The sequence below is a fragment of the Nocardia colli genome, assembly GCF_008704205.1.
GTDB lineage: Bacteria > Actinomycetota > Actinomycetes > Mycobacteriales > Mycobacteriaceae > Nocardia > Nocardia colli.
In genome coordinates this window covers 123,918-134,661 of the sequence record NZ_VXLC01000017.1, presented here as the reverse complement: position 1 = coordinate 134,661, position 10,744 = coordinate 123,918, and the positions used below count along the sequence as shown (strand labels likewise).

14 protein-coding genes are annotated in these 10,744 nt (G+C 68.3%); 4 read left to right on the top strand and 10 right to left on the bottom strand.

The window, feature by feature from the left end; translation table 11 throughout:
- Window positions 1-139: 139 nt before the first annotated feature.
- From F3087_RS31900 to F3087_RS31895, 3 genes are all read right to left on the bottom strand, one after another.
- The gene (locus F3087_RS31900; protein WP_150405806.1) at window positions 140-844 is read right to left on the bottom strand and encodes a PIG-L deacetylase family protein; all 705 of its coding nucleotides are present in this window, start codon (window positions 842-844) and stop codon (window positions 140-142) included.
- A 241-nt stretch (window positions 845-1,085) separates the two neighbouring features.
- Window positions 1,086-1,256 carry a hypothetical protein gene (locus F3087_RS46130; RefSeq protein ID WP_191094238.1) on the bottom strand — a complete coding sequence of 57 codons (171 nt, stop codon included), beginning with the start codon at window positions 1,254-1,256 and terminating at the stop codon, window positions 1,086-1,088.
- A gap of 125 nt (window positions 1,257-1,381) precedes the next feature.
- Window positions 1,382-2,314 (bottom strand): LysR family transcriptional regulator, encoded by a 933-nt coding sequence (locus F3087_RS31895; protein ID WP_150405805.1) that lies wholly within the window; start codon window positions 2,312-2,314, stop codon window positions 1,382-1,384.
- 100 nt (window positions 2,315-2,414) lie between these two features.
- On the opposite strand from F3087_RS31895, the gene F3087_RS31890 reads away from it, so the two are divergent.
- Entirely contained in the window at window positions 2,415-2,915 is a 501-nt protein-coding gene (locus F3087_RS31890) for a cupin domain-containing protein (protein WP_150405804.1), read from the top strand.
- The gene (locus tag F3087_RS31885) at window positions 2,912-3,823 is read left to right on the top strand and encodes an AfsR/SARP family transcriptional regulator (RefSeq protein ID WP_150405803.1); all 912 of its coding nucleotides are present in this window, start codon (window positions 2,912-2,914) and stop codon (window positions 3,821-3,823) included. The genes F3087_RS31890 and F3087_RS31885 overlap by 4 nt, the downstream gene beginning before the upstream one ends.
- A 62-nt stretch (window positions 3,824-3,885) precedes the next feature.
- Here F3087_RS31885 and F3087_RS31880 read toward each other — a convergent pair whose 3' ends face one another.
- Window positions 3,886-4,677, bottom strand: a complete 792-nt coding sequence (locus tag F3087_RS31880; RefSeq protein ID WP_150405802.1) for a PRC and DUF2382 domain-containing protein — start codon at window positions 4,675-4,677, stop codon at window positions 3,886-3,888.
- A 36-nt stretch (window positions 4,678-4,713) separates the two neighbouring features.
- Window positions 4,714-4,881 carry a hypothetical protein gene (locus F3087_RS46125; protein WP_191094237.1) on the bottom strand — a complete coding sequence of 56 codons (168 nt, stop codon included), beginning with the start codon at window positions 4,879-4,881 and terminating at the stop codon, window positions 4,714-4,716.
- 381 nt (window positions 4,882-5,262) lie between these two features.
- Here F3087_RS46125 and F3087_RS31875 point away from each other — a divergent pair, with 381 nt between their 5' ends.
- Together F3087_RS31875 and F3087_RS31870 are read left to right on the top strand one after the other, a co-directional pair.
- The gene (locus tag F3087_RS31875) at window positions 5,263-5,457 is read left to right on the top strand and encodes a hypothetical protein (RefSeq protein WP_150405801.1); all 195 of its coding nucleotides are present in this window, start codon (window positions 5,263-5,265) and stop codon (window positions 5,455-5,457) included.
- A 411-nt stretch (window positions 5,458-5,868) separates the two neighbouring features.
- On the top strand, window positions 5,869-6,708 hold the full coding sequence (locus F3087_RS31870; protein WP_150405800.1) for a variant leucine-rich repeat-containing protein: 840 nt from the start codon (window positions 5,869-5,871) through the stop codon (window positions 6,706-6,708).
- Window positions 6,709-6,819: 111 nt separating this feature from the next.
- Here F3087_RS31870 and pspM read toward each other — a convergent pair whose 3' ends face one another.
- The 5 genes from pspM to pgsA all read right to left on the bottom strand — a co-directional run bounded on the left by pspM (window position 6,820) and on the right by pgsA (window position 10,665).
- Window positions 6,820-7,695 (bottom strand): phage shock envelope stress response protein PspM, encoded by an 876-nt coding sequence (gene pspM, locus F3087_RS31865; RefSeq protein ID WP_150405799.1) that lies wholly within the window; start codon window positions 7,693-7,695, stop codon window positions 6,820-6,822.
- Between the two features lie 136 nt (window positions 7,696-7,831).
- Entirely contained in the window at window positions 7,832-8,662 is an 831-nt protein-coding gene (locus F3087_RS31860) for a PspA/IM30 family protein (RefSeq protein WP_150405798.1), read from the bottom strand.
- Window positions 8,663-8,862: 200 nt separating this feature from the next.
- Window positions 8,863-9,345: a helix-turn-helix domain-containing protein gene (locus F3087_RS31855; RefSeq protein WP_150405797.1), complete on the bottom strand. Its 483-nt coding sequence runs from the start codon at window positions 9,343-9,345 to the stop codon at window positions 8,863-8,865.
- A 115-nt stretch (window positions 9,346-9,460) separates the two neighbouring features.
- The gene (locus F3087_RS31850; protein ID WP_150405796.1) at window positions 9,461-10,009 is read right to left on the bottom strand and encodes a CinA family protein; all 549 of its coding nucleotides are present in this window, start codon (window positions 10,007-10,009) and stop codon (window positions 9,461-9,463) included.
- Window positions 10,006-10,665, bottom strand: a complete 660-nt coding sequence (pgsA, locus tag F3087_RS31845; protein ID WP_150405795.1) for a CDP-diacylglycerol--glycerol-3-phosphate 3-phosphatidyltransferase — start codon at window positions 10,663-10,665, stop codon at window positions 10,006-10,008. Before pgsA ends, F3087_RS31850 begins: the two co-directional genes overlap by 4 nt.
- Window positions 10,666-10,744: the final 79 nt, after the last annotated feature.

Genomic DNA, 10,744 nt, shown 5'->3' with positions numbered 1-10,744 from the left:
CATCCACCCCTTGAACCCAAGCGAGAGGACACTTGCACCAGTTCCCTGTCACCGTTATCGCGACAGACTTTCCGTCATCGTGGCCAGCGGGTCCTGGTTCGCTGAGCGGCAACGCATCTCGATGCGGGACTCGGTGGGCTCAGCTGAAGTAGTACAGCTCGAACCCGACGGCGCGCTCGGCGGGGAAGCCTTCGATCGGCCCGGTCCCTCGATCCACGATGGCGCGGACCTGATCCGCCACCGGTTCCGAGCTGAGCACCTCGAGATAGCGGCGATGTTCAGCCAAGGAAGCCTTTGCCTGGTCGATGTGCGCGCTGACGTCGACGGCGTGAGTCATGGTGGGGCCCACCACTGCTCCCCACCGCGGCGACCATGGCACGTCGGTCAGCTCGGGGAAGATCCACTCGTTACCGGCGTCGGAAATGGCGTCCAGCGCAGCGCGGCCGACGGCACGATGATCGGCGCTGTTGGCGAAACCCGGACCCCAGGTGTCACCGAAGTTGAAGAGCACCACCAGTTCTGGTTGATGCCGACGGATCGCGGCGGCCAAATCGCGGCGCAGCGCCAACGACTCCTCGACCCGGCCATCCGGATATCCGAGGAACTCGACCTGTTGCACCCCAACGGCTTTGGCGGAGGCGATCTCCTCCCCCTGGCGCACCGGACCGGATTCCGCGGGCGGCAGTCCGGCGATCCCCGCCTCACCGCTGGTGACCAGGACGTAGCGAATGTCCTTGCCCTGTCCCGTCCACCGCGCCACCGCCGCGGCGGCACCGTATTCGATGTCGTCGGGATGCGCGACGATCACGATTCCGCGCTGCCAATCCTCCGGCATCTGCTCCACTGACCGACCCCTTTCCTAGTCCTCGGGCAAAAGCCTAGAGGGCCGGGTTCAGGGCACCGGTAGCAGTGCAAAGGGGCCGTACGCTTCCCCTCATCGGGGAGCGCACGGCCCCTGACCGAACGGCTCGCGACTTCGCTCGCGCCTCCCGGTGGCATCCCGGCCACACCTGGATCCGTCCGGCAACCGCCCGCACGGCCGCGCAGCGCTACCCGGCGCGCGCCTGCCGCTCCGCAGGCGGAAGCTACAGCTTGCTGACCGAGTTGTCCGAGCCCGACACCGCCTTATACAGCAGGTACAGCCCGAACACGATGGCGCTGATCACCAGGATCGGGAACAGCCCCTTGATCAGCGCACCGATGATGGCCAACGCGATCCAGGCGACCGCGACGATACCGATAATCTTCCACAACATGTGCCAGCCTCCGAGGGTCTGAGCGAACCGTCTCCCACGATCCGACAGGTTCTACTCTGACAGCTGAGCGACGATAAATCACCAGGTCAGCAACAATATCCGGGGAAGATCAGGGTGAACCCTGACTAGCTACCAGTCGTGGGGAGTACGTCCGTCGCGGCGCCCTCGGCGATCAGTTCGGCCGCGACCTTGGTCGCGATCCGGATGAACGCCGCGACCAGCGGACGGTCCTCCCCCGCGCGGCAGGCGACGGCCAGCACCGAGGGTGCGACATCGAGCAGCGGCCGGGTGATCACGCCCGACCACGGGAAGAAGCGGGACACCGAGGCGACCGAGACCGCGACCGCCTGACCGCTGCCGACCGCGGCCAGCAGATCCTCGAGCGTGGCCACCTCGGCGCCGATGGTCGCCGGACCGTCGCGATAGTCGGCCAGGGTCATGAAGTCGCGGGCCGCGAGGTCGCGGTTGTCGGTCCACCACGCGAACGGCTGCACAGCCATTTCCGCGGGCGGGACCGCGGTGGCTGCCGCGAACGGGTGATCGGCGGGCAGCAGGGCGATCCGCTCCTCGGCCAGCAGCGGCGTCACGTCGAGCCCGTCCGGCGCGGGCAGCCAGATCAGCCCGACATCCGAGGCGCCGACCAGCACGCCCGCGCTCGCGTCGTCGAAGCCGACCTTCCCGACGGTCACCGCGACGTGCGGATACTCGGTGGCGAAGGCGCGCAGCACCCGGGGCGTGAGGTCCAGCCCGGTGACGCCGCGGATGCCGACGATCAGCTCGGTGCGCTGACCGGACTCCGTGTCGCGGGTGTCGGCGATCGCCGCGCCGACGGTGTCCAGGATGTCGGGCACCCGGGCCAGCAGCGTGCGGCCGGCGTCGGTGAGCGTTACCTGACGGCTGTTGCGCTGGAAAAGCGTCGCGCCGATGCGGGTTTCGAGCTGCTTGATCTGATTGCTCAACGCCTGCTGGGTCAGGTGCAGCCGGGCCGCCGCCCGGGTGAAGTTCAGCTCGGTCGCCAATACGTGGAACGCACGCAGGTGCCGGAATTCCACATCCACAACTGTGGATTGTAGATCCGACAGCCGATCGGTGTTTCCGTTCCGGGCGCCGCGGATCGAGCATGGTCACAGCGGGTTATTCGAATCGAGGAGTGCCACCTTGCCGGAACAGCGTCAGGAACTCGGGCCGCACCAGCCGATCGCGGAGTGGGCGCTCGGCTGCCTGATGATCTGGCATCAGCGCGCCGAGACCACGGGCGGGGTGCTGGCGCTGGCCGAGGTGGTGCTGGCGCGGGGTGACGAGCCGCCGGTGCATCTGCATTCGCGGGAGGACGAGTTGTGCTTCGTGCTCGACGGTGAGCTCACCGTGCATCGCGGACTGGCCCGCGTCCAGGCCGGGCCGGGCAGCTCGGTGTGGCTGCCGCGCGGGATTCCGCACGGGTTCGCGGTGCATACCGCGACGGCGCGGGTGCTGCACCACTATCTGCCGGCGGGTGTGGAGCGGGCGCATCGGGCGTTCGGTACCGCGGCCACCGAGCTGGTGCTGCCGCCCGCCGATGCCCGGCGTCCGTCGAGCGTGGAGGTGGAGGCGGAATTCGCGCGCTACGGGGTCACCGTCGTCGGCCCCGCGCCGTCGAAGCGGAAGGAGGAGCGAGAATGACTGTGCCGCAAGGCATTGTCTATTCGGCCCCGGTCCCTGATCGGGGGTACGCACAGGTGCGCGTTCTCGGGCCGGTGTCGGTGACCGACGGGACGCGGACGATCGGGGTGGACCGTCCGCTGGAGCGGGCAGTGCTGGTTCGGCTCGCGCTCGCGGGCGGAGTTCCGGTTCCGGATCGGCGGCTGGCGGCCGATCTGTGGGGTGACGGCGAGCTGTCGCGGCCGGTCGAACGATTGCGTGTGGTGGTGTCCCGGTTGCGAACGGCGTTGGGGCCCTACGGCGCAACGGTATTGCGCACTCCGGCGGGGTATCGGACGACGATGGTCGCCGGCGATCTGCTCGCCGCGGAATCGATTGCGGACCGAATGCATGCCGCGCAGCGGGCCGGTCGATACACCGAGGCCTGGGCGGCGGCCGACGAAGCGCGGCGGCTCTGGCGGGGACCGGCGCTGGCCGATCTGCTGTGGGCGCCGTATGCGGCGGTGGAGGCGGCGCGGCTGGATGCGTGGCGGCTCGAATTGACCGTCGCCGGACTGGAAGCCGCGCTACGGCTCGGCTCCGGGCTCGAATGTCTGAGGGAGATGGGTATTTTGGCGGGCGAACATCCGCTGCACGAACCGCTGGCCCGGCTGCATGCGCTGGCTCTCTATCGGGCGGGCAGACAGGTCGATGCGCTCGATCGGCTGCGCGGCTTACGGTCAACGCTCGCCGCACAATTCGGTGCGGTGATCGCGCCGGAGACCGTGGAGCTCGAGGTGCGCATCCTGCGGCACGATCCGGGTCTGCATCCGGCTCCGCGGGCGGTAAAGCCGAGCAGCCCAGCGCATTCGACCGTTCGGCGGATCATCCGATACCGCGACGTGGCGACCTCGGCGCATCGGTTCCGACGGCCCGAGCCGGGCTTCTGATCGGGGTGAGGATCAGATCGACCCTGATCCTCACCCCGTCATATCAATCGAGGACTCGACGGTCATCGACGACGCGGGTCGCGCCGATCGCCGTCCACGCCTTCGGTTTCGATCCGCTCCTTGCGCACCGTGTCGGTCACGGTCTGCTCGTCCTGGACCTCGTCGACGGCAAGGCGGACGCGCTCGACCGGCACCGTCTCCTTCTGCACCATCACCCGCTCCTCGTGCAGGGTGACCTCCGCCTCCTGCTCGCCGATGTCGGCGCGGCCCATCTGCGCGCGGTCGGTGATCGGCTCGCGCTCGATCCGGACCTCCTCGTGCGTGGTCGGCACGGTGACGGTCTGCTCCTCGGTCACCACGTACTTGTGCAGCCGCGCGTGGCCGACCTCCTCGTTCTGCTTGTTGACCGCCAGGCGCTCCTCGGAACGCACCATGCCCTGGTCGTCGGCGCGACGACCCTGGTCAGCAGAGAGACGAGTCTGCTCATCGGGGCGGCGGCCGCCGCGCATCTGCTGCTTGCCGCCCATGTCCATGCCGGCCCGGTTCGGGTCGATGTGGTAGTGGTCGAACAGTTCGCGCTCGGCTTCGGGGCTGATCAGACCGTCGTGCTCGAGATGCGGCGCGGTCTTCACCTCCTCCTTCTCCACGCGCACCTGCAGCGCCTCCGGGTCATGGCGTAGCTGCGCGCCGGCCAGCGGGACCAGCGAGTCGCCGCTGAACATTCCGGTGGTCACCGACACCCAGGTCGGGGCGCCGGAGGTGTTGTCGACGTAGATCCGCTTGACCTTGCCAATCTTGTCGCCTTCCGGCGAGTACACAGCGCTTCCGATGAGTTCTTCCAGCATTCCGGTCATGATTCGATTCCTCCGCGTGCGTTCGATGAGAGTGATTCAGGCACTTGCTCGGCGATCGGACGGGTCGAGATCCTCGGCGATTCGCTGCGTTTGCCGCGAGCGTCGGACCGGATCGTCGACGTCGCCCCAGGCCAGATATCTGCGGATATCCAGACGTTGCGTGTCCTGGTCGATCGCGGATTTTCGGTAGGCAATATCAAGCATCGGTCTGCTCCTGCCCTTGTACTGAATGTTCCCGGTCCCAGTGATGAAATCGGGCCGATCAGCTACATGAAGGCAACTACCCGGCGTGATCTACACCAAACGCCCAGTCTGTGAAATCGGCCACGGACCGGGCGATGTGTCGCGGGCGAGCAGTACGGCCGCGCGAAAGTTGGTGTTCCGGACGGCCGCGCCGCCTATTACGCTTCGCGAAAGGCTTGGGTTCTGCGTCTCCCGGCCGCGCGGTCGGTCAGTGTACGGTTGTACTCTGATCTTGCGCGCAGCTTTCCGGATAGCCGCAGTCAGGAAGGGATGGTCGGCTTATGTACACACGTTGTTCGGCACACACTCATACACTGAATCCCACGTGACGGTCGGTGGCTGATGGAAAACGAACTCGCACAAGAACTGGCCGCGGCGGCTCGTCGCCACGGCGGAGCGATCGCCGGAATCGTCGGCGGCGCGGCCCGCAAAGCCTCCTGGGAGGTGCTCGACCTGATGGCCGAAGGCCGCGAACTGGTCAACGCCGCCCTACGCGCCCGAGCCGAGGAACTACGGCGCAAGGACACCCTGCGCTGAATCAGCACCGGTAGCGCGCGATTCGCCGGTAACCCGTGTCGACTGTTCGGCGGATACACCGAACTCCGCCGAACAGCGACGATGAATCCATGAGCGATGCCTCGACGCCCGACTACCCGGTATCGCAGCATCGGGATTCGCCGTGCCTACCCCTGAGCGACCCGGTCCCCCGGTACCTGGCGAAACAGTATCTGGGCCCGCCATTCGCACCCCCGCAGAACATCACGCCGGAATACCCCGCGCCACCGCTCCCGGATCCGTCCGTGCGGCGAACAGCCGCGCCGAATATCGTAAAACTCACGGCCACAGCACTTCTCGTGCTACTGGTGGCCGTCCTCGTGCGCCGGATCCGCCGACTGCTGACGCGGGCCCGGTCGACAACACCTCAGCTGCGGCACCGGGCATAACGGCATGTCTGGACCCGCCATGCATCACCGCATCCCGATCACCCTCATGCCCGGCGAAACACTGCGACTCTCGACTCGGTTCAGCCCGTACGTGATCCTGACCCACCTGACGATCACACTCGTGGTGACCGATCGCCGGGTGGTAGTGCGGCGGCCGAACACCATCTTCGCGGTGATTCCGCGCGGCTTTCTCGAGCAGGCCACACCACTCGCCCAGGTCAGCGAGATCGCCACAGGTGCGGCAGTATCGACGCCACATCTCTTCTTCGGGACCGGATCCTTGCTGGCCGGGCTGCTTTCACTGTTCGGTGTGCTGGTTCCGGACGTGGCAGGCAGATTCGTCGGATTGGTGCTGTTGGGGATATCGGCGTATCTGTTGCTGACTTCGATGCACACCGGCATCTGGGTGCGCAATCACGGCGGTGGCGTCTTGCGTGCGCCCGCCGGACACAAGGAGCGCCGCTTGGTCGATGAGGCCCGAAAATGCCTCGATGCATCGCTCTTCGGCGATGCCGCGACCGTAAGTAGTTCGGCGACAACGACTTCCGCGAAGCCACCGGCAATTCTCGCGGCCACCCAGTCGAACCCGCGACGCGGCTTTGTGCCGAACTCACCGACCAGCCATTCCGCTAGCGCAGCGACGTCCGCACCCGATGTCCGGCCGGACGCCGTGCGGGCCGCGGATCCGCAGAGCTCGCCGGCGGCGTTGCGCGAAATCGCCCAGCGGTGGCCGGGATTGCGTGCTGTGGTCGCGGCGAATCCTGCTGCGAATCCGGGGTTGCTGGCCTGGCTCGGTCAACTCGGTGATCCCGATGTGGATGCGGCGCTAGGCGGACGGACGTAGACCGATGACCGTCTGTCCGGCAACCTCCTCCCGCCGGACAGGCCAAGGGCCACCTTCTGTCGACCGGCTGCAGTCGACGGAAGGTGGCCCGCACCGTATTCGGGCGACCGCTCAGTACTGTCCTGGCTGGGAGATCGGGACCTGCTGGTCGGCGACCTCGGTGAGGGCTTGCGCCCAGCCGTCGAGGCGGTCGGCGGCGTGCCGGAGATCGGCGACGATGGCGTCGAAATTGTGCCGGAGGACGGCGCTTTCGGGGACCGCGAGGATGCGGCCCGCGGCGGCGACCACCTGTTCGTATTCGATGACGCCGGTGTCGAGGCGGCCGAGGGCGAACTGGAGATTGTCGGTGAGGGCGTCCGCCGCAGGGGATTTGGCGCGACCCATGGCGCCGAGGGCCTGTTCCATGGCGGTGACGTCGGCGGCGAGGGCGTGCAGCGCGGCGGAACCGGAGCCTGCGGTTTCGAGCATGTCGGTGAGTTCGTCGTCGGGCAGGCGGTTGCCGCGGGCGATCTGTGCGCCGAGGCCGTGCAGCGCCCGTTCGGCGCGGACCAGCCGGGCGATGGGTCCGCGCGCCCGGGACCACATCGGTGGCTGCTTGCGCGGAACGAACGTGGCCTGCGGTAGTGGCGCGCCGCGCAACCGCAGGTAGCGGCGCGCGCTGAGCGCGGTGCCGGTGACCAGCGCGACCGCGCCGCCGCCGAGCACCACCACGATCCAGGCGGGGGCGGAGATGACCACGAGCCCAACGGCTCCCGCGGTGGTGAGGCCGGAGGCGGTGCCGAGCTGGAAGCTGCGGCGGCGGACCCGGCGCCGGCGGCGCAGTTCTCGCTCGCGCGGATCGGCCCAGCGGCGCACCGCGACGAGCGCGTGCTCGCCGACCTCGCGCAAACTGTCGGGCAGGCTTCCCGGTTGCGGCGCGAGCGCGGCCTGCGCCCGCACGATCGCCGCATCGCGCCTGCGGCCCGGAAGCGACTTATCCCGAGTCATGCCATCTCTCCCACTGCTAGCGCGGATCGGACCAGCACGGTCCCGGCGCGGCCGACGGCCGGCCCGCCGGGCACCCGTGCAGTGTCTGCCAGTGAACCATCCACCACCGACAAAGTCCTTGCCGAGCTTCCGACCGTTACTGCTGTGCGGCCTGGCCCTTGTTCATCTGCGGCTGCGCCGGATTGGCCTGGGCCGGTGCGGGATTGACGGCGGGCTGCGCCGCGCCACCCGCGGGCAGCTGGTCGCCGCGCATCGACGCGCGGATCTGCTCGAGCTTGCTGTGCCCGGCCATCTGGATGCTGGCCTGCTGCACCTCCAGCATGCGTCCCTGCACGGTGTTCTGCGCGAGCTCGGCGGAACCGAGCGCGTTGGCGTAGCGGCGCTCGATCTTCTCCCGCACCGCGTCCAGGCTCGGGGTGGTGCCCGGCGCGGACAGCGTCGAGTCCATCTGCTGCAGCGACGCGGAGACCTGCTCCTGCATCTTGGCCTGCTCCAGCTGGCTGAGCAGCTTGGTGCGCTCGGCGACCTTCTGCTGCAGCAGCATCGCGTTCTGCTCGACTGCCTTCTTGGCCTGGGTGGCCGCCTGCAGCGACTGGTCGTGCAGCACCTTCAGGTCCTCGACCGACTGCTCGGCGGTGACCAGCTGCGCGGCGAACGCCTCGGCGGCGTTGGTGTACTGAATCGCCTTCTCGGTGTCGCCCGCGTTGGCGGCCTGATCGGCGAGCGTGACCGCCTGGCGCGCGTTGGCATTGAGCTTCTCGACCTCGTCGAGCTGCCGGTTCAGCTTCATCTCCAGCTGACGCTGGTTGCCGATGACCGATGCGGCCTGCTGCGAGAGGGCCTGATGCTGGCGCTGAGCTTCCTCGATAGCCTGCTGAATCTGGACCTTCGGATCCGCATGCTCCTCGATCTTCGAATCGAAGAGGGCCATCAGGTATTTCCAGGCCTTGACGAACGGATTAGCCATCGATTGATCCCGCCTCCATCTGACGTGCCGCGCCCTCGACGCGGCTCCAGTGCGCGACCGTCACGCACTCGATATGTGCCTATCCTCCACCATGCGGCCGCTGGGCCGGGTATACCCGGCCCAACCGACGCCTAGTGAGAATCTATCCGCTTTGGGCGCCGGTCCGCAGCGTTGCCGCAGTGGCCACCTGTCGCTGGGTGTCACATGCCCTTCACCAGGACCAGCATGTCGGCCTTGGGTGCGGGAATGACGATTCGGGTGTCCATGGCCAGCGGCAGCGGACGACCGCCCGCACCGGCCACCGACAGGCTGGCACTCGCGGGCGCGAGCGCGGGCTCGACGGCGGGTGCGTCCGCGGCCGGCGCGGCCTCGGCGGGAGCGCTGGTCTGCTCCGCGTCGACCGGCAGCGGCGCGGCCGCGGCGTCGGCCGGGGTGCGCGTGGGCAGCCCGTCGGCGCCGGCCATGATCGTGCTCACGTCCCAGAGCACCCGGGACAGCGGCACGTCGAGGGCCGCGCAAATGGCGGCCAGTAACTCACTGGAGGCTTCTTTGCGGCCCCGCTCGACCTCGGAGAGATAGCCCAGGCTCACGCGCGCCGAGGTGGACACCTCGCGCAGGGTCCGGCTCTGGGCGAGACGAGCACGCCGCAGACTGTCCCCGATGGCCTCTCGCAGCAGCGTCATCTCGTTCTCCTTCGCTCCCTGTCAGGGGACCTGCATGACACTCACGAGTGCCACGCACGCCGTTCTTTCTGGCACAACGTCGGGCATGGGCCGGTTGGTTCCCGCCCGGCACAAATCACTCACCTTGCCCGTCCTGCCCGGCCGGACGCTGATCCGGCCGTCGTACACAGCGCAGCAACTCGCGCACCGCGGTGTGCGCCGCACTGATCCTGATCGTCCAACGGTCACCGACGAGTTTCAACCGCATCACCTCGGTGTGCCCCGGACCGGCCAGACCGAGGAAAACCGTGCCGACCGCATGTCCGTCCTGCGCGTCGGGCCCGGCCACACCGGTCAGTGCCACTCCCCAGTCTGCCCCGCAATTCGTTCGCGCGCCGACTGCCAGTTGTTCGGCGGTGCTGGCGGCGACCGGACCTTCCGTCTCCAGTACTTCGGAGCTGACGCCGGCCAGGCTGTGTTTGAGATCTGTGGCGTACACCACGAGTCCGCCGCGCAGCACGGCGCTGGCGCCCGGAACACCGGCGATGGTCGCGGACAGCAGCCCGGCGGTGAGGGATTCGGCGGTCGCGACGGTCTGCCCGGCCGCGGTCAGCGCGTGTACGAGATCGGCGACCGGTGCATCGGCGGTCAACGGATCGGCCGACACCGACGACGTCGCGGTCATGCGCCGCGCGTTCGGCCCGGCCCGCCCGCGAACCACACCCGCATCGCCTGGCCGACATAGTCGAGGCCGGTGAGCACGGTCAGCGCGACGGCCACATACATCAGCCACATGCCCGCGCTCGCGAGCCAGCCGCCCAACGGCAGCAGCAGGACCGCGATGGCGAGGGACTGCACCAGGGTTTTCAGCTTGCCGCCGCGTCCGGCGGGAATCACGCCGCGGCGCACCACGGCCAGTCGCAGCAGGGTCACGCCGATCTCGCGACCGCAGATGACCAGGGTGATCCACCAGGCCAGATCGCCCAGCACGGACAAACCGATCACCGCGGAACCGATCAGCGCCTTGTCCGCGATCGGATCGGCGAGCTTGCCGAAGTCGGTGACCAGGCCGTATTTGCGCGCCAGTTGCCCGTCGAAACGATCGGTGATCGCGGCGATACCGAACAGGGCGGCCGCGATGATCCGCCAGGCCGGGTCGTGCCCGCCGTCGACGAACAGCGCGACCACGAACAGCGGGACCAGCGCGATCCGCAGCATGGTCAGGATGTTCGCGATATTCATCAGCGGCACGACAGGTTCGGCATGCGGCGCGACGATGCCGGATCGGATCGGACTGGCCCCAGTCCAACGCCGCTCGATCTCTTCCGGCTGGGCGCTCATCGACACTCCAGACTCAACACGGCACGACGATGACCAGCGCCGGCCCGGCGCGCGTCATGCCTGACCCACTGCGGTGAGC

Excerpts from the sequence above, each read along its gene's own strand:
- F3087_RS46130 (WP_191094238.1), bottom strand. The coding sequence starts at position 1,256 with ATGTTGTGGAAGATTATCGGTATCGTCGCGGTCGCCTGGATCGCGTTG.
- F3087_RS31885 (WP_150405803.1), top strand. The coding sequence starts at position 2,912 with ATGACTGTGCCGCAAGGCATTGTCTATTCGGCCCCGGTCCCTGATCGG.
- F3087_RS31880 (WP_150405802.1), bottom strand. The coding sequence starts at position 4,677 with ATGACCGGAATGCTGGAAGAACTCATCGGAAGCGCTGTGTACTCGCCG.
- F3087_RS46125 (WP_191094237.1), bottom strand. The coding sequence starts at position 4,881 with ATGCTTGATATTGCCTACCGAAAATCCGCGATCGACCAGGACACGCAA.
- F3087_RS31875 (WP_150405801.1), top strand. The coding sequence starts at position 5,263 with ATGGAAAACGAACTCGCACAAGAACTGGCCGCGGCGGCTCGTCGCCAC.
- F3087_RS31870 (WP_150405800.1), top strand. The coding sequence starts at position 5,869 with ATGTCTGGACCCGCCATGCATCACCGCATCCCGATCACCCTCATGCCC.
- pspM (WP_150405799.1), bottom strand. The coding sequence starts at position 7,695 with ATGACTCGGGATAAGTCGCTTCCGGGCCGCAGGCGCGATGCGGCGATC.
- F3087_RS31860 (WP_150405798.1), bottom strand. The coding sequence starts at position 8,662 with ATGGCTAATCCGTTCGTCAAGGCCTGGAAATACCTGATGGCCCTCTTC.
- F3087_RS31855 (WP_150405797.1), bottom strand. The coding sequence starts at position 9,345 with ATGACGCTGCTGCGAGAGGCCATCGGGGACAGTCTGCGGCGTGCTCGT.
- F3087_RS31850 (WP_150405796.1), bottom strand. The coding sequence starts at position 10,009 with ATGACCGCGACGTCGTCGGTGTCGGCCGATCCGTTGACCGCCGATGCA.
- pgsA (WP_150405795.1), bottom strand. The coding sequence starts at position 10,665 with ATGAGCGCCCAGCCGGAAGAGATCGAGCGGCGTTGGACTGGGGCCAGT.